Source organism: Pseudaeromonas sp. HNCC25DJ180 (assembly GCF_055413345.1).
This window is the reverse complement of record NZ_JBVAYF010000004.1, coordinates 170,816-187,991: the sequence shown is the minus strand read 5'-3', so window position 1 is coordinate 187,991 and position 17,176 is coordinate 170,816. Positions and strand designations below refer to the sequence as shown.

At 52.9% G+C, this 17,176-nt stretch carries 12 protein-coding genes; 10 read left to right on the top strand and 2 right to left on the bottom strand.

Going from position 1 to position 17,176, the window contains the following annotated elements:
* Window positions 1–10 precede the first annotated feature (10 nt).
* Complete coding sequence (locus tag ACZYTD_RS05215) at window positions 11–760, top strand: amino acid ABC transporter ATP-binding protein (RefSeq protein WP_463890002.1); 750 nt, start codon at window positions 11–13, stop codon at window positions 758–760.
* A gap of 80 nt (window positions 761–840) precedes the next feature.
* Here ACZYTD_RS05215 and ribA read toward each other — a convergent pair whose 3' ends face one another.
* Window positions 841–1,464 carry a GTP cyclohydrolase II gene (ribA, locus tag ACZYTD_RS05210; RefSeq protein WP_463890000.1) on the bottom strand — a complete coding sequence of 208 codons (624 nt, stop codon included), beginning with the start codon at window positions 1,462–1,464 and terminating at the stop codon, window positions 841–843.
* 253 nt (window positions 1,465–1,717) lie between these two features.
* On the opposite strand from ribA, the gene cmk reads away from it, so the two are divergent.
* The 6 genes from cmk to pyrF all read left to right on the top strand — a co-directional run bounded on the left by cmk (window position 1,718) and on the right by pyrF (window position 6,847).
* Window positions 1,718–2,407: a (d)CMP kinase gene (gene cmk, locus ACZYTD_RS05205; protein WP_463889998.1), complete on the top strand. Its 690-nt coding sequence runs from the start codon at window positions 1,718–1,720 to the stop codon at window positions 2,405–2,407.
* Between the two features lie 181 nt (window positions 2,408–2,588).
* Complete coding sequence (rpsA, locus tag ACZYTD_RS05200; RefSeq protein ID WP_463890111.1) at window positions 2,589–4,259, top strand: 30S ribosomal protein S1; 1,671 nt, start codon at window positions 2,589–2,591, stop codon at window positions 4,257–4,259.
* Window positions 4,260–4,347: 88 nt separating this feature from the next.
* The gene (locus ACZYTD_RS05195; protein ID WP_463889996.1) at window positions 4,348–4,626 is read left to right on the top strand and encodes an integration host factor subunit beta; all 279 of its coding nucleotides are present in this window, start codon (window positions 4,348–4,350) and stop codon (window positions 4,624–4,626) included.
* Window positions 4,627–4,682: 56 nt separating this feature from the next.
* Complete coding sequence (locus ACZYTD_RS05190) at window positions 4,683–4,967, top strand: lipopolysaccharide assembly protein LapA domain-containing protein (RefSeq protein ID WP_463889994.1); 285 nt, start codon at window positions 4,683–4,685, stop codon at window positions 4,965–4,967.
* A complete protein-coding gene (gene lapB / locus ACZYTD_RS05185) occupies window positions 4,967–6,133 on the top strand; it encodes a lipopolysaccharide assembly protein LapB (RefSeq protein ID WP_463889992.1) in 1,167 nt (388 codons plus the stop codon). Before ACZYTD_RS05190 ends, lapB begins: the two co-directional genes overlap by 1 nt.
* Before the next feature lie 12 nt (window positions 6,134–6,145).
* On the top strand, window positions 6,146–6,847 hold the full coding sequence (gene pyrF, locus ACZYTD_RS05180; RefSeq protein WP_463889991.1) for an orotidine-5'-phosphate decarboxylase: 702 nt from the start codon (window positions 6,146–6,148) through the stop codon (window positions 6,845–6,847).
* 54 nt (window positions 6,848–6,901) lie between these two features.
* On the opposite strand, the gene ACZYTD_RS05175 is transcribed toward pyrF, so the two are convergent.
* Complete coding sequence (locus ACZYTD_RS05175) at window positions 6,902–7,150, bottom strand: hypothetical protein (RefSeq protein ID WP_463889989.1); 249 nt, start codon at window positions 7,148–7,150, stop codon at window positions 6,902–6,904.
* 619 nt (window positions 7,151–7,769) lie between these two features.
* Here ACZYTD_RS05175 and ACZYTD_RS05170 point away from each other — a divergent pair.
* The 3 genes from ACZYTD_RS05170 to ACZYTD_RS05160 all read left to right on the top strand — a co-directional run bounded on the left by ACZYTD_RS05170 (window position 7,770) and on the right by ACZYTD_RS05160 (window position 17,041).
* Window positions 7,770–11,561: a chitobiase/beta-hexosaminidase C-terminal domain-containing protein gene (locus ACZYTD_RS05170; protein ID WP_463889987.1), complete on the top strand. Its 3,792-nt coding sequence runs from the start codon at window positions 7,770–7,772 to the stop codon at window positions 11,559–11,561.
* 134 nt (window positions 11,562–11,695) lie between these two features.
* Window positions 11,696–13,789: a chitobiase/beta-hexosaminidase C-terminal domain-containing protein gene (locus tag ACZYTD_RS05165; protein WP_463889985.1), complete on the top strand. Its 2,094-nt coding sequence runs from the start codon at window positions 11,696–11,698 to the stop codon at window positions 13,787–13,789.
* A gap of 195 nt (window positions 13,790–13,984) precedes the next feature.
* Complete coding sequence (locus ACZYTD_RS05160; protein WP_463889983.1) at window positions 13,985–17,041, top strand: chitobiase/beta-hexosaminidase C-terminal domain-containing protein; 3,057 nt, start codon at window positions 13,985–13,987, stop codon at window positions 17,039–17,041.
* Window positions 17,042–17,176 lie beyond the last annotated feature (135 nt).

Here is a 17,176-nt window from a genome sequence, read left to right as displayed (position 1 = left end):
GGAACCAGGCATGAATAAACAACAGGAAGTCATGGTCGAGTTGTGCGACGTCAACAAGTGGTACGGTGAGTTTCATGTCTTGAAGAACGTCAATCTGCGCGTGACCAAGGGTGAGAAGATTGTTATTTGTGGGCCATCCGGATCGGGTAAGTCCACCATGATACGTTGTATCAATCGGCTGGAGGAGCATCAGCAAGGGGATATCATAGTCAAGGGCACTCCCTTGACTCACGACATCAAGAATGTCGAGCATGTGCGGCGTGATGTGGGCATGGTGTTTCAGCACTTCAATCTCTTCCCGCACCTGACAGTGTTAGAAAATTGCTGCCTGGCGCCGATTTGGGTTAAGAAGATCCCTCGTGCCGAGGCTGAGGCGACGGCCATGAAGTATCTGGAGCGGGTGAAGATCCCCGATCAAGCCTTGAAATATCCAGGCCAGCTCTCTGGTGGTCAGCAGCAACGGGTGGCCATTGCCAGAAGCCTGTGCATGAATCCGCAGATCATGCTATTTGACGAGCCAACGTCGGCCCTGGATCCCGAAATGGTGCGCGAGGTATTGGATGTCATGGTGGAGTTGGCGGGCGAGGGGATGACCATGCTCTGCGTGACCCACGAGATGGGGTTTGCCAAGCAGGTGGCCGATAGGGTCATCTTCATGGATCGAGGCCAGATAGTGGAAGAAAATACACCGGAGGAGTTCTTCAACCATCCGCAATCGGAGCGTAGCCAGCTCTTTTTAAGCCAGATCTTGCAGCACTGAATGCTGGCGGTAATAAACCAAACGGCGCCATGGATGCGCCGTTTGGTTTTGGGTTTTTGCGGTGGTGCGTCCAATGAGCTCTACTGGCCAGGCTCGGCGGCATCCGGCCCTTCAGACTTGAGCATATGGCCGAGCTTACCCGCCTTGGTGGCCAGATAAAATTCGTTATAGGGGTTTTTGCCTTCCTGTAGCGGAACGCGTTCGGCAACAGGGATCCCCATCTTCTCCATGGCAATGAGCTTGCGTGGATTATTGGTCATCAGCTTGAGTGCATGGACTCCCAGCAATTTCAGCATGTCGGCACAGATGGTGTAGTCGCGCATATCGGCGGCAAAGCCCAGGGCCACATTGGCATCGACCGTGTCGGCGCCCTGATCCTGTAGATGATAGGCATGGATCTTGTTGAGTAGGCCAATCCCGCGCCCTTCCTGACGGACATAGAGCAACACGCCGCGCTTCTCTTCGGCTATGCGTTGCATGGCGGCTTGTAGCTGGAAGCCACAGTCGCAACGCAGGCTAAATAGGGCATCACCGGTCAGACACTCAGAATGAATTCGGCCCAGCACTGGCTCGGGGGTGGAGATATCGCCCATCACCAAGGCGGCGTGATCTTTACCTGTAGCACTCTCTTTAAAGCCCACCAGAGTAAAAATGCCCCACGGGGTCGGAAGCTTGGAGGTGGCGACTAGGGAAACACTGCTCATTCATTTCCTCTTACGCGAGACTAAGCGCGAACTGCAGTGGTGGGTTTGTGACCACACCAAAATGAAAATATGAACCATGTCGCGATTTTCACCCGAATCTTTGCTCTTTGGCAACCCTTTAGCTAGTGAGCGGGCTGATGGGCCTCTCGCCGTTTGTCATTTATGTTCAGTAACATGGAGTTCGGCTATAATCAGCCGCCGTTAAATGTCACCACCATTGCGGCACTTTATCTTGTACAAACTGGAGGCGTTGATGCCGGAAAGACAAGCTCCTGTGATCACGGTTGATGGCCCAAGTGGCGCAGGGAAGGGAACCGTCTGTCAGCAGTTAGCCGAGCGGCTTGGTTGGCACTTGCTGGATTCAGGCGCCATTTATCGGGTGCTGGCTCTGGCGGCGCAGCACCACAAGGTGACTGCCGATGATGAAGCCGCCATGGAGAGCTTGGCTTCCCATCTGGATGTAAGCTTCCGCACTAGCCAGGACGGGGTGCTTATCGTGCTGGAGGGGGAGGAGGTCTCTGCGACCATTCGCACCGAGCAGATGGGCAATGAAGCCAGCAAGGTGGCCGCCTTGCCTCGGGTGCGTGAGGCCCTGTTACGTCGTCAACGGGCTTTTCGCGAGGCTCCGGGGCTCATCGCCGATGGTCGGGACATGGGAACCGTGGTGTTTCCTGATGCGGATGTGAAAATTTTTCTGGATGCCAGCGCCGAAGAGCGGGCTCACCGCCGGGCTAAACAGTTGCAGGCAAAGGGGTTTGATGTTAATTTTGATCACCTTTTGCTCGAGATCCGCGAACGAGATGACCGCGATCGCAACCGTCCAGTTGCCCCGCTACGTCCGGCTGAGGATGCGTTAGTCGTTGATTCGACTACACTGAGCATCGATGAGGTCCTGGAGTTGATCCTGGACCATATCGGAAACCAATTAGTGTCACAGGCGTAAGTCAGTGATAACCATCAAAGGGGTACGGGAAATCCTGAACCCTGTTGATAATAAATTGATATCACAGGCATGAGCCTGTGATGCAATACGTCTGTACCAAGGATGGCATAGGCGAATTTGAACAACCCCGCTCTGGCCGGATTGCCGGGTGGATGTTATTTACTCTCAAGTTATCAAACACATGACTGAATCTTTTGCTCAACTCTTTGAAGAGTCTCTGAAACAACTCGAAACCCGTCCTGGTGCCATTGTTAAGGGTACTGTCGTTTCCATCGCCAACGGCTTCGTGCTGGTTGACGCTGGTCTGAAGTCCGAGTCCGCTATCCCGGTTGAACAGTTCAAGAACGCCGCAGGCGAGCTGGAAATCAACGTTGGCGATACCGTTGATGTAGCTCTGGACTCCGTAGAAGACGGTTTCGGTGAGACTCAGCTGTCCCGTGAGAAGGCTAAGCGTCACGAAGCTTGGCTGCAACTGGAAAAGGCCTACGAAGAGCAGGCCACCGTTATTGGTCTGATCAACGGCAAGGTAAAGGGTGGCTTCACTGTCGAAGTGAACACCATTCGCGCCTTCCTGCCGGGTTCTCTGGTCGATGTGCGTCCGGTGCGTGATACCGCTCACCTGGAAGGCAAAGAGCTTGAGTTCAAAGTTATCAAGCTGGATCAGAAGCGCAACAACGTTGTCGTTTCTCGTCGTGCTGTGATCGAAACCGAGAACACCTCTGAGCGTGACAGCCTGTTGGCCAACCTGCAAGAAGGCCAAGAAGTTAAGGGTATCGTTAAGAACCTGACCGACTACGGTGCATTCGTAGACCTGGGTGGTGTTGACGGCCTGCTGCACATCACCGACATGGCTTGGAAGCGCGTTAAGCATCCTTCCGAGATCGTCAATGTTGGCGACGAAATCGCAGTTAAGGTTCTGAAGTTCGACCGCGAGCGTACTCGTGTGTCTCTGGGCCTGAAGCAACTGGGTGAAGATCCGTGGGTTGCTATCGCCAAGCGTTACCCAGAAGGCGCGCGCCTGACCGGTCGCGTGACCAACCTGACCGACTACGGCTGCTTCGTTGAAATCGAAGAAGGTGTTGAAGGCCTGGTACACGTCTCTGAAATGGATTGGACCAACAAGAACATTCACCCATCTAAGGTTGTGAACGTTGGTGACACTGTTGAAGTGATGGTGCTGGATATCGACGAAGAACGTCGTCGTATCTCCCTGGGTCTGAAGCAGTGCAAGTCTAACCCATGGCAGCTGTTCGCTGAAACTCATGCCAAGGGTGACCGCGTCTCCGGTAAGATCAAGTCTATCACTGACTTCGGTATCTTCATCGGCCTGGATGGTGGCATCGACGGTCTGGTTCACCTCTCCGACATCTCTTGGAACGTATCTGGTGAAGATGCGGTTCGTGAGTTCAAGAAGGGTGACGAAATCTCCGCCGTGGTTCTGCAAGTGGATCCAGAGCGTGAGCGCATCTCCCTGGGCGTGAAGCAGATCGAAGAAGATCCTTTCAATAAGTACCTGTCTGACAACAAGAAAGGTGCTATCGTTAAGGGTAATGTGACTGCCGTTGACGCCAAGGGCGCTACCATTGACCTGGGTGATGGCGTAGAGGGCTACATTCGTGCCTCTGATGCCTCTCGTGACCGTATTGAAGACGCCTCTCTGGTGATGTCAGTCGGTGATGAAGTTGAAGCCAAGTTCATGGGTGTTGACCGTAAGAACCGCACCGTTAGCCTCTCTGTCCGTGCCAAGGACGAAGCTGACGAGAAGGCTGTTATGGAAAACCTGAACCAACAAGAAGAAGTTGGTTTCAGCAGTGCCATGGCTGAAGCGTTCAAGGCTGCTAAGGGCGAGTAATCCTCCCTTACGTAGTTTAAGAAGGGCGGTCTTGACCGCCCTTTTTTATCTGTTTGAATTGGCTTTTATCTCTGCAGGAGTAGCAATTATGACCAAATCAGATCTTATCGAACGCCTCTGTGCCAAATATCAGCACCTTTCCCCCAAGGAGGTCGAAGCGGCCATCCGTGATATTCTGGAGCAGATGGCCGATACACTGCAGAGCGGGGATCGGATCGAAATCCGTGGATTTGGCAGTTTCTCCTTGCACTATCGGGCACCACGAGTGGGGCGTAATCCTAAGACGGGCGAGAAAGTTGAATTACTGGGCAAGTCTGTTCCTCACTTCAAGCCAGGTAAAGAGTTGCGTGAACGGGTAAACGGCTGAGTGTCAGCTGCTGCTTTGGTCATGGTGACGGTAAAGGTAAAAGATGAGGAGTCCCTGTGCGCACTGTATTAGCCCTGATAGTGTTAACTGTCGTGGTGGCGTTGGCGTTAACCCTGGGGGCGGAAAATCAGCAATTTATTCGTCTGAATTATCTGTTGGCTCAGGATGAATTCCGACTCTCCACTCTGCTGGTCATGTTGTTTGCCGCTGGTTTTGCCTGTGCGGCCCTGCTTTTTGGCTTACTGCTATTGCGTGCTCGCTTGAGCCTGCGCGGTCTGCGTAAGCAACTGGCGGTTATTTCTGCTTCGTCTGCTCTATCCGAGAAGGATGCGAGCCGTTAATGCTCGAACTTCTCTTTCTGCTGTTGCCCATTGCCGCAGCCTATGGCTGGTACATGGGACGGCGAGGTGTCAGGCTCGATAGCCAGCACTCCAGCCATAGACTCTCTCGCAACTATGTTGCCGGGATCAACTTCTTACTTTCGGAACAACCGGATAAAGCGGTCGATCTCTTCATCGAGCTGTTGCAAGTAGATGATGAGACCCTGGAGACCCACTTAGCCCTTGGCAATCTATTCCGCCAACGTGGAGAAGTAGATAGGGCCATCCGCATTCATCAAAACTTGGTGGCGCGTCCCAGCCTGACTTATGAGCAGCGTAATCTAGCCATGCTCGAGTTGGCTCGAGACTTTATCGCCGCTGGTTTGCTCGATCGTGCCGAACAGAGCCTGCTGGATCTGCGCAAAGATGAAGAGTATGAGGAGCAAGCGGCTCAGTTGCTGATCGACATTTATCAACAGATGCGGGAATGGCCCAAGGCCATCGACGTGGCTGAGCAACACAAGAAACGGCTCGGGGCGCGAGTGATCCCGGCACTAGCCAATTTTTATTGTGAGCAGGCGGAAGTGGATGTGGCCGATGGCCAACCACGCAAAGCTCAGGCTAGGTTAAAGAAAGCGCTGGATATTGATGAGCATTCGGTACGGGCTAGTTTGCGCTTAGCTGAATTGTATCTGAGTGATGGCCAATCTAGAGCGGCGATTGCGCTACTCAAAGCGGTGGGGGCGCAGGACGCTGACCTCATCTGTGATGCTCTGCCTTTGTTGAAGCGTTGCTTCAGTGAGGCGGAAGAGAGTGATTATGCCGAGATTTTGAACCTATGGCTGGAGCAGTCCTCCTCGGCGGCTGTGGTGCTGGAGCTCGCCAGGATCACGGAGCGTACTGTTGGGCCTGAAGTGGCTGAGCAGTTGGTGCTCAAGGCATTGAAGCGCCATCCGACGATGAAGGTCTTTCTTCGTCTGATGGATTATCAAATGAGAGAGATCGATAATCCGCAGGGCAAAGAGAGTATTGGCTTGCTCAAGCGCCTGGTTGAGGAGCAGATCAAGTCCAAACCTAGTCATCGCTGTCGGCATTGTGGTTTTTCTTCACGCGTTATTTTTTGGCAGTGCCCCTCTTGTAAGCAGTGGGCAAGTATCAAACCCATCCGTGACCTGGATGGGGATTAGTTTGGAGTAAACATGCAGGAACCTAGAGTCATTGTTGCCTTGGATTATGCAAAAGAAGCAGATGCCTTGGCCTTTGTGGATCGCATCAATCCGCAGTTGTGTCGTCTGAAAGTGGGTAAGGAGATGTTTACCCTGTTCGGTCCGCAGTTTGTTCGCGCCCTGGTGGCTCGCGGCTTTGATATTTTTCTGGATCTCAAGTTTCATGATATTCCCAATACTGTGGCTAAGGCTGTGGCTGCCAGTGCGGAGTTGGGTGTCTGGATGGTTAACGTCCACGCCAGTGGGGGTCAGCGTATGATGGACGCGGCGCGCCAGGCTTTAGTGCCTTATGGCCAGTCGGCACCACAACTTATTGCCGTAACTGTCTTGACCAGTATGGAGCCTGACGAGCTACGCCAGTTGGGTATCTCCTGCTCACTGCAGGAGCAGGTACTGCGTCTGGCGACACTGACGCGAGACTCAGGGCTTGATGGTGTGGTCTGCTCCGCTCAAGAGGCTCAGTTACTAAAACAGCAGTTGGGTGCCGAGTTCAAACTGGTGACTCCAGGGATCCGTCCGGCGGGTAGTGAACTGGGTGATCAACGCCGTGTGCTCACGCCTGCCGAAGCCTGTGCGCAGGGGGCGGACTATCTGGTGATCGGTCGGCCCATCACGCAATCGCCAGACCCGGCCGCTGCGCTGCTGGCTATAAACCAATCACTGCCTATCTGCTAAAACTAGTCTGCCCAGCTCGACCATGTTCGGTTGGGTAGACTGCTGCTTTCTCTCTTATCTTGTATTTGCGCTTGTTTCTGCTTTTATTGGCAATCCATTTTCTATCCCACCTAATTTCCAATTGTCTCTCGTACTGGTCATTAGGCTGAATATATTGTGATTCAACTCAAATTTTGGATTTCGATAAGATTTTCGGTGAGCGCTGAAAGCGTTACCTGAATGAAGCCCACTGTTAATCGCTAATAGTGATGGAGTTGGCTTTTTATCTGTATTTTTAAGTTTTTGTCGAATATCTAATGCCAAAATCAGTCTGCTAATGCTTTAGGTGGGGGACGGGGATGTGGCCTTAAAAAAGTATTAGCAATTAAGTATTAGGTTTAATTTACTTCTTTTTCGTATCATTTTTGCAACATTCGTATCTTATTGTATTTATTGGTTATTAATGGTTGCCCCCCCCCTGCTATGTCGTGAGAAACCATTTTCAAGCTTTGAGTATTAATAATCTGATACTGCTTTTTTAATGTTATTGGCAATTTAATCAACTGGCTGTAAATACAGCTATTTTTCACTGTTTTAATTTGTGAAGTCAGCACGGCTTTTCTTATATAAAAACCCTATTCTTCCCGGCAACTGGCCAACTTGCTTTACCCGCTCCACTTGTTTCATCAGTGAGAGCGGTCCATATGCTAGGTTCAGCCAGTCGCTTAGTTGCCAAGTGTCGAGATGCATAGTCGACCTGTCTGTAACAAGAGCAGGGAGCCTCAACTTCAGCAAGTAGTGAGAGTATTGAGAAAGAGAGCCCAGTGGCGCGAGGTATGACGTGCTGTCAGGGTGAAATCAATCAGGCTTACAGCTTGCCTCGGCCAGAACGCTGGTTTTAGTAGAAGAGCTGCTGTCTTTGAATTCAATAAAGGGAATATTTATGAACAAGTGGTTATTGACTGCCGGTCTTATCGGCACAGCAAGCCAAGCAATAGCGGCGGTAGACACTGTTGCGCCAACAGTGAGCAGAACACCGGCTCCTGGCACCTACTCTGTGGCTCAGAGTGTCAAACTGGCCATCAAAGACAATACTGATGCCAAACCCAATCTCTACTACACCACTGATGGTAGCTTGCCTGGCGTTCACTCTAAGCTCTACCGTGGCGAAGTGATCAACGTAACAGACTCTAATTCCAATACTGCTGATTACGACCTGAAGATCCGCACACTGGCCATGGATATCAATGGCAACATGGCACGCAACAACTTCTTCTATCGTGTCAATAGTACCGATAAAGTTGCGCCAAAAGTATTTGCTACGCCTGTCGCGGGTACCTACACCTCAGCCCAGAAAGTGGTGTTGAAGGTTACCGATGATAAGGACAAGGCTCCCAAGATTTATTACACCCTGGATGGCAAGACTCCGACCACTAAATCTGTTGTCTATGTGCCTGGTCAAGTGCTGAATGCGGTCGATAAGTTCGCAGGAACAGAGTTCGATCTGCGTGTTCGTACTCTGGCAGTCGATGCGGCAGGTAACCAAGCCTTCCGTAACTTTGGTTATGTTATCAACGCTACGACTACCGATGTCACTGCGCCTGAAGTGGCCGTATCTCCGCTGCCTGGCAAGTTCACCGCTAAGCAGAGTGTGACCCTGCAGGTTTCCGATAGCCAGGATAAGGCGCCTAAGCTCTATTACACCCTGGATGGCTCTGCCGCCAGCAGCTCTTCTACTCTCTACACTGGCCCCATCAGCGTTGCTGAAACCACAGTGATCAACACCTATGCGGTTGATGCCTCTGGTAACAAGGTGACCGGTAAGTACAGCTATGAGATCGGTAGTGAAACCGGCGTGGGTGATGGTTACCTGCTGGATCAATATGTTTCTCCTGGCATTGCCATCTATGTGAAATCCGGCTGGACCAAGACCAACCTGCACAGCTTCAGCGTGCTGCCTGCGGGCACTTCGGCCGATACCAAGTGGCCTGGTAATACCATGACCGATATCGGTAGTGGTTGGACGAGCGCCGTATTCACGGGTGCGACCACTGTCAATATGGTGTTTAACAATGGTGCCGGCACCCAGTACCCAACTGGTATGGGTAAAGAGATGCGCACCGAGTCTGGTTGTCTGGATATCGCCAGCAAGGCCTGGACTACTCTGGCCGATTGTGCCGCCCCGCTGCAGGCTTCTCTGACCTCCTCTGTGGCCAGTGGCAAGTTCAGCGATGAGCTGGAAGTGACCCTGAGCATTATGGGTGCCGATGCCAATGCTACCGGTTACCTGACTCTGGATGGTGTAGCACCGACTGCTTCTCATGGTCTGCTGTTCAAAAATGGCCAGAAACTTAAGCTGGGTAAGAACACTGCCGCGGGTAAAGAGATCAAGTTGTGGTTGAGTGCCGAAGGCAAAGAAGCAGCATATACCTACTCTAAGGTTGAAGCGTTGCCTGGCGTGAAAGTGCAGATCTATGCACCTAACTGGTCTACGGCCAATGCTCACTACTTCAATGTGACTCCGTCCACTGTTACTGCCTCTGCTTGGCCTGGCGTGGCAATGAAGCCTGATGACGCTAACAAGGGCTGGTATAGCTATACAGTTCCGAATGCCGAGTCCGCTTCTTTCTCGTTCAACATGAACGGCGATGCGACCAAGGCCAAGGATCTGGTGGCTTCCAAGGGCGGTTGTTACAGTGTGACTGCCGGTGCCGTACCGACTGAAACTGCATGTCCTATCCCTGTTGCAGCCGTTGCCGCATCAGTCAATAGCGGAAATTTTGACACTGAAAGTGTGAAAGTTGCTCTCTCTCTCTCTGGCAAGGATGTCGCTAGCGGTTGCTACACTACCGATGGCAAGGATCCAGCTGTCTCTTGCACCAATAGCTTCAAGAATGGTGATGTAGTTACCCTGGGTCAATCACTCAAGGTCGGTGAGGCTGTCACGCTGAAGCTGTATGCCAAGAACGACCTGGGTGTTGATAGCAAGAGTTATACCTATACCAAGATAGCTCCGCCGCCAGTGGGCGCCTTTACTTGGGATAACGCCACCGTCTACTTCGTGCTGACTGACCGTTTCCGTAATGGCGACACCACGAACGATCACAGCTATGGCCGTGAGTGTCCTAAGTCTGCCTATGATAAGGCAACGGGTAAGGTCAATACCGCGGGCTGTTACACCGGTTACGAGAAGCGTACTGGTAACTTCCGTGGTGGTGACTTGAAGGGCATGCTGGAGAAGCTCAACGCTGGCTACTTTAACGACCTGGGTGTGAATGCCATCTGGTTGTCCGTACCGCTTGAGCAGACTCATGGCTTCGTGGGTGGCAAGAACTTCAAGCACTATCCGTACCATGGTTATTACATCCTCGACTTCACTTCAGTCGATGCCAATATCGGCGACAAGGCTCTGATGAAGGAGTTCATCGATACCGCGCACCAGAAGGGTATCCGGGTCATTTTCGACGTGGTAATGAACCATGTAGCCTATGACACCATGAGTGATGCCGACGAGTATGGTTTTGCCGGGCTGAAGGCTGGTTGGGAAAGCTACTACTACACCAACAATGCATCCTCTATCCACTACGAAACGTACGCTAACCATCTGAACTATGCCGATAGCAACTGGGGCAAGTGGTGGGGCAGTGACTGGGTTCGTTCCAAGGCCTACGGTACTTGCACTGGTGGCACGGAAGAGACTCGTTGCCTGGATGACCTGCCGGATCTGAAGCTGGAAAGCAGCTCTGAAGTGGGTTTACCACCGGTTCTGATCACCAAGTGGACTCGTGAAGGTCGTTTGGCTGCAGAGCAGGCCTCTTTGGATGCCTTCTTCCAGAAGACTGGCCTGAAACGTACCGTGGCTAACTACACCATCAAGTGGTTGACCGACTGGGTGCGTGAGTATGGTGTGGATGGTTTCCGTTGCGATACCGCCAAGCATGTACCGTTGAACGTCTGGGCTGAGTTGAAGCGTCAATCCAATGCTGCACTGAAAGAGTGGCAGGCTAAACCGGGTGTGATTAAGCCGGATAACCAAGACCTGAACTTCTGGATGACAGCCGAAGTGTGGGGTCATGGTGTGGGTCGCAGCGCTTACTTCGACAACGGCTTTGACAACATCATCAACTTCTCCTTCCAGAAGAGTGGTGTCAACATTGCCGGCGCCGAGTCAGTGTTCAGCAGCTACGATACTGCAGTTAACTCGGATCCGACCTTCAACGTGCTGAACTATATCTCCAGCCATGATACAGCTCAGTATAACCGCGGAGATCTTATCAACGGTGGCACCATGTTGCTGTTGACTCCGGGTGTTGCCCAGATCTTCTACGGTGATGAAACGGCCCGTCCGGTTGATACCACCTTCGTTGAGTGGAATGAGCACCACCGCAGCATGATGAACTGGTGTGACGGTACTCTGGGTTCAGATCTGTCACCTTGCGTAGACAAGACAGTCCTGGCTCACTGGCAGAAACTGGGTCAGTTCCGTAACAATCACGCAGCAATTGGTGCGGGTCACCACAGCAAGATTGCCGATACTCCGTACACCTTCTCTCGTGTCCGTGGTAGCGACCAGGTAGTAGTTGCCTTCGCCAGCGGTCAGCAATCTATCAGCGTAGGCTCCATCTTCGCTGACGGTACTGCGGTAGTGGATGCCTACACTGGCACCAAGGCCACTGTGACTGGCGGCAAGGTGAGTGTGAACGCCGGTGGTGTGGTTCTGCTCGAAAAACAGTAATCCCTAAGTCGTAAACAGCGTCGGCACCGAAATCGGTGCCGACCCTCCAAACCCGATTTCAGCTCAATCAGCACTGTTGCACTCCTCCCGCCTGGTATTACCAAGCATGAATGGATGCAATCTGAGGAGATATGATGAACAAATGGATAATGACCGCAGGGGTTCTGGGACTGGTTTCTCAAGCCTATGCCGCAACGGATGACACAGTACCAGTAGTCAAGGCCAGCGTGCCAACAGGTACCTACACCGCAGTACAAAACATTCTGCTTTCAGTTACAGATAACCTGGATTCAGCCCCGGTTGTCTACTACACCACCAATGGCAAGATGCCGACTACCGCCTCCAGCAAGTACAGTGGCCAAGCTATCCAAGCTAAGGATACAGCCACGGGTAGCGCCATCGATCTGCAAGTTCGCACTCTGGCCGTCGACAATGCGGGTAACTGGGGTCGTTACGACTTCAAATACCGCATCGATCCTAGCCGCGACTTGGTCAAGCCAGTGGTCACCCCGAGCAAGGCGGCGGGCACTTACAGTGGCGAGCAGAGCATCACTCTGGCCGTTACCGATAACGCCGATAAGGCTCCCAAGCTTTACTACACCATCAATGGCTCCACACCTGCCGCGACGGCCGCCAATCTCTACAAGGCCGGTACTGTGATTGCGGTCAAGGCCAATATGCGCCTGCGCACTCTGGCGGTGGATGCGAGCAACAACAAAGCCACTAATAGCTTTGACTATGTGATCACCGCAGGTGATACGGTGGCGCCCACTGCCGGTACATCCCCATCGGCGGGTACTTATGAAACGGCACAACAGGTGACCTTGAATGTTACCGATGCGGTAGACAAGGCTCCTAAGCTCTATTACACCCTGGATGGCACCGCGCCACAGGCCGTGGCTGCTGCTCTGTACAAAGCTGGAACTGTACTGCCTATCAGTGCTACCACTCTGGTTCGCACCTTGAGTGTGGATGCTTCTGGCAACCAGCGCACCCAAGAGTTCAAGTTCACTATCAGCAGTGATATCCAGGCGCCCGCTGTAACGGCCAGCCCAGAGGCCGGTGCCTATACCAGCACCCAGACGGTCAAGCTCTCCATCACAGATAACAAGGATACCGCGCCTTTCCTTTACTACACCACTGATGGCACGGCGCCTCAGGAAGTAGCGGGCCAGCTCTACAAGAGCGGTACCCCGATCGCCGTTAGCGATCTGGGTAAAGATGTGGATATGACCATCAAGACTCTGGCGGTAGATGCCAGCGGTAACAAGGCCAGCAACAGCTTCAGCTACTCTATCGGTGCCCAGAAGGAGAGCTACTACAAGACTAACCCGAATAACCAGAAGGGTAAGGTCAAGACCATTACCGTTGATGGCGCGCCTACTGACTGGACCGAAGATATGGTCATAGCCCAAGGCGTGGCCAACGATGATCCGCGGATCTTCCGTGGCTCCCATGAAGGCCCGGTTTATGATCTTTACAGTCTCTCTGCGGCTTGGGATGACACCAATCTCTATCTGATGTGGCAGTTCACTAACGTCACCGACGTGGTCGACCCGGGTCAAGGCTACCCCATCAGTGATAACGGCAAGCCTTACCAAGGCGATATCCCGCAATCCATTGCCTTTGACATCGATCCTGCTATCGGTGGTGATGGTACGGTTGCCGGTGGTAAAGGGGTGTGGGGTATGAAGCACCGCTTTGCGAACAAGGAAGTGGATCAGCTGATGCTCTTCTCCAGCAAGCCGGGTGTGGGTCAGCCTGCGCTGTTCAAGGTCAATCCAACCGCTGGCATGTTTGACTACGGTCCTGCTTATGTCACTAGCTTCAAGGTCGGTGGCATTGCGTTCAAGTACAGTGATGGTTTTGCTTTCACCAAGATGAACGGCATCAAGAAGAACGGTTACGAAGGCTATGTTCCGGCCGATCTGGCGGATATGACCAAGTTCACCGATCTGCTGGCCACCAGCCATAGCAAGAAGCAGGATACCGTCTACGAGATGAATATCCCGCTGGCGGCGTTGGGCCTTACTAAGGCACAACTTGAGTCTAATGGCATGGGCATCATGCTGCTGAGCACCTTCGGTGAGGATACTATCGGCTCACTGCCGAATGATCCGACCACCCTGGATGCCGCGACACTGCCTTATGCTCAGGATGCCTCCTCTTCTGCCGAGAAGAGTGATGGTGACAGCTTCACCAGCAAGTTTGCCCGTATCGGCAAGTAAGGAAATCAAGGTCGCCGGCTCTGTCGGCGGCCTTTTTTCAGCCACTTTGCCTCAACTTTTTGCCAACTAATGGCAGAAAAGTGAGTCAAGCTGGCCTAGCTCTCTTCAGGCATCAGCAGCACAGAGACGACATAGGGCGTCAGTGACAGTGGGACTATCGGAAGTTCCAGTCTATACGCGAAGTGAGGAGTGATGATGAATAAATGGATATTAACAGCCAGCGCATTAGGGCTGGTTTCTCAGGCGTATGCCGCCACCGATGACGCGGTTCCGGTGGTTAAGGCCAGTGTGCCGACAGGCACTTACAATGCGGTCCAGAGTATTCTGCTGTCCGTCACCGACAATCTCGATACCGCTCCTGTGATTTATTACACCACCAATGGCAAGATGCCGACGACCGCATCTACCAAGTACAGTGGTCAAACTATCCAAGCCAAGGATACGGCGGCAGGCAGTGCGATTGATCTGCAGGTTCGCACCCTGGCAGTCGATGCCTCAGGGAACTGGGGCCGTTATGACTTCAAATATCGCATCGATCCCAGCCGTGACCTGACCAAGCCGGTGGTCAAACCCAGCCTGGCAGCAGGCAAGTACAACGGTACGCAAAACATCACCCTGGCCGTGACAGACAATGCGGACAAAGCGCCCAAACTCTATTACACAGTAGATGGTACTACGCCCAAAGAAACCTCGGCCTATCTCTACAAGAGCGGTACTGTGCTGACGGCCCAAGAGCTGGGCAAGAGTATTGATCTGCGCATCCGTACCCTGGCCGTTGATGCCGCTGGCAACAAAATCTCTAACACCTTCGACTATCAGATAGACGCTGCCGATACGGTGGCCCCTGTGGCTAGCTCCACCCCGGCACCAGGCCAGTATACCGGGCAGCAAAGTGTGCAGCTGCTAGTCTCGGATGCGGTGGATCAGGCTCCTGCTCTCTATTACACCCTGGATGGTAGCCAGCCAACGACGGGCTCAAGCCGTTATGTGGCGGGCGCCAAGCTGGTTGTTGCCACGACTACGCTGGTGCGGACTTTGGCGGTGGACGCCTCAGGCAACCAACGTCAGCAAGAGTTCAAGTTCACCATTGGCAGCAGTGATACCGCCGCTCCTGTGGTGACGCCATCACCGGCCGCAGGCACCTACGACAAGACACAGAATGTCACCCTGGCCATCAAAGATGACAAGGATTCTGCGCCTAAGCTCTATTACACCATCGATGGTTCTCAACCGACTGTCGCCTCACCGCTCTATGTGTCTGGTACCGTGATTGCGGTAGCCGACAAGGGCGATGGCACTGATATGGTGATCCGTACCCTGGCGGTGGATGCCAGTGGTAATCAGGCTCAGGACGCCTTCTCCTATGTGATCAATACCGCGCCTATGGTGGTGGATCGTCTGGGTGCTGTCTATTCGGCCGCCAAGACCGTCTTCTCCATTTGGTCACCAGATAGTGGCAATGTGGCACTCAATCTGGATGGCAAGAGCTATCCCATGACCAAAGCAGCTGATTTCTCTGGCTATACCAACGTGTATCAAGTCACAGTGCCAGGAGACCAACTGCTCAAGAGCTATAACTTCAGTGTCAATGGCACCGAAGTGCGCGACCCCTACGGTAAGATGGTCAAGCCCAATACCAACCTCGATATCGTAATGGATACCAGCCGTACCGACCTGCCTGCTGGCTGGTCTGAGCGTCCGGTACTCAAGCAACGTGAAGATGCCATCATCTATGAAATTCACGTTCGTGATTTCACCATGAATGCCAACTCGGGTGTGCCTGCCAATAAGCGCGGCAAGTTTTTGGGTATGGTTGAGCCGGGTACCACCTACAGTAATGTGAAGACCGGGATCGATCACCTCAAGGAGTTGGGGGTCACCCATGTGCAGTTGCTGCCGGTTTATGACTTCGGCTCTTGCGCCGATGTGAACGATACCTCTTGCTACAACTGGGGTTATGATCCGATCAACTTCAGCGTACCGGAAGAGCGCTATTCACTGACGCCGTATGACTATGAAAACCGGGTTCGTGAATTCAAGATGATGGTGGATGAGTTCCACAAGGCGGGCATCCGCGTCATCATGGATGTGGTCTATAACCACACCTATGACAAGAGTGTGTTCAACGCCATCACCGGCAAGTACTACACCCCAACGGACTTGTCCGGTTGCAGCAACTCTATTGACGCGACCAATCCTATGGTCGGGCGCATGATTCAGGATTCGTTGGAGTACTGGATTGATGAGTACAACATCGATGGCTTCCGCTTCGACCTGGTCGGCATCTTCGACTATGCCGTAGTCGATGGTTGGGCTAAGTACCTGAATAACAAGTTCGCCGATCGCACCCTGTTGCTCTACGGTGAGCCTTGGAATGGTTATGCCACGGATACCCGTGAGAGTCAGCGAGTGCGTTTGGGCACAGTGGGTAAGCTTAAGGATGCTCACTTCGGGGTGTTCAATCCCAAGTTCCGCGATGCCATTCGTGGCCAAGGAGATCATCCAGGTTGTGATGCGGGTGATTGCTTTGCCTTCAACCAGAGCCCGGATACCTGGCGTATCAAGGTGGGTAGCCGTGGTGCCATCCGCGCCTTTAACGGCACCGAACAGCTGAATGATACCTGGGATCCGATGTTTGCCGCCGATCCGGAACAGACCATCAACTATGTGACTGCGCACGACAACTACAACCTGCGCGACAAGATAGTGAAGTGGGCTGAAACCACAGGCAACTCGGGTAACAGCGCCTATCTGCGCCGCATCCAGCAATATGCCAACGGCATAGTGTTGACCAGCCAGGGGATCCCCTTCATCTACGGCGGTGAAGAGATCATGCGTAATAAGCAGGGCGACAAGAACAGCTTCAAGTCTCCTGACTCGGTTAACCAGTTTGACTGGAGCATGAAGGTGACCAATGCTGACATCTTCAACTATTACAAAGACTTGATGTCGGTTCGTAAGGCTAATCCGGCTTTGCGCCTGACCAGTTGGGAGGCGATCAACCAGAACGTCAGTACCACAACACCGGCAGCGGCTGTGGTGGTGAATTACATCAAGTCAGGGAACAACGGCGGTACTAATTGGCCGGATACTGTTGTAATCATGAACAGTGGCAGCAACTATACCTACACGCTGCCTGCGGGGAACTGGAAGGTGGCCATGGAGAAATCCACACCGCTAACCGCGCCGCGCAGTGTCTCTGGCTCTGTTGTCGCCGAAGGTACGGCTGTGACTGTAGTCTATAAAGAGTAGTGATCCTCAATTGCCAAAAGGGCTGCCAATAGGCAGCCCTTTTTTTGATCTGTTGCGAGTCAATAGCCGTTACCAGCAAGAGGAGTGAAGGATGAGAACTCATCCGCATTAGATGGGGAGAGATGAGCCGAGCTC

What these genes read in the sequence shown, in the direction of transcription:
- ACZYTD_RS05215 (WP_463890002.1), top strand. Translation starts at nt 11, where the DNA reads ATGAATAAACAACAGGAAGTCATGGTCGAGTTGTGCGACGTCAACAAG.
- ribA (WP_463890000.1), bottom strand. Translation starts at nt 1,464, where the DNA reads ATGAGCAGTGTTTCCCTAGTCGCCACCTCCAAGCTTCCGACCCCGTGG.
- cmk (WP_463889998.1), top strand. Translation starts at nt 1,718, where the DNA reads ATGCCGGAAAGACAAGCTCCTGTGATCACGGTTGATGGCCCAAGTGGC.
- rpsA (WP_463890111.1), top strand. Translation starts at nt 2,589, where the DNA reads ATGACTGAATCTTTTGCTCAACTCTTTGAAGAGTCTCTGAAACAACTC.
- ACZYTD_RS05195 (WP_463889996.1), top strand. Translation starts at nt 4,348, where the DNA reads ATGACCAAATCAGATCTTATCGAACGCCTCTGTGCCAAATATCAGCAC.
- lapB (WP_463889992.1), top strand. Translation starts at nt 4,967, where the DNA reads ATGCTCGAACTTCTCTTTCTGCTGTTGCCCATTGCCGCAGCCTATGGC.
- pyrF (WP_463889991.1), top strand. Translation starts at nt 6,146, where the DNA reads ATGCAGGAACCTAGAGTCATTGTTGCCTTGGATTATGCAAAAGAAGCA.
- ACZYTD_RS05170 (WP_463889987.1), top strand. Translation starts at nt 7,770, where the DNA reads ATGAACAAGTGGTTATTGACTGCCGGTCTTATCGGCACAGCAAGCCAA.
- ACZYTD_RS05165 (WP_463889985.1), top strand. Translation starts at nt 11,696, where the DNA reads ATGAACAAATGGATAATGACCGCAGGGGTTCTGGGACTGGTTTCTCAA.
- ACZYTD_RS05160 (WP_463889983.1), top strand. Translation starts at nt 13,985, where the DNA reads ATGAATAAATGGATATTAACAGCCAGCGCATTAGGGCTGGTTTCTCAG.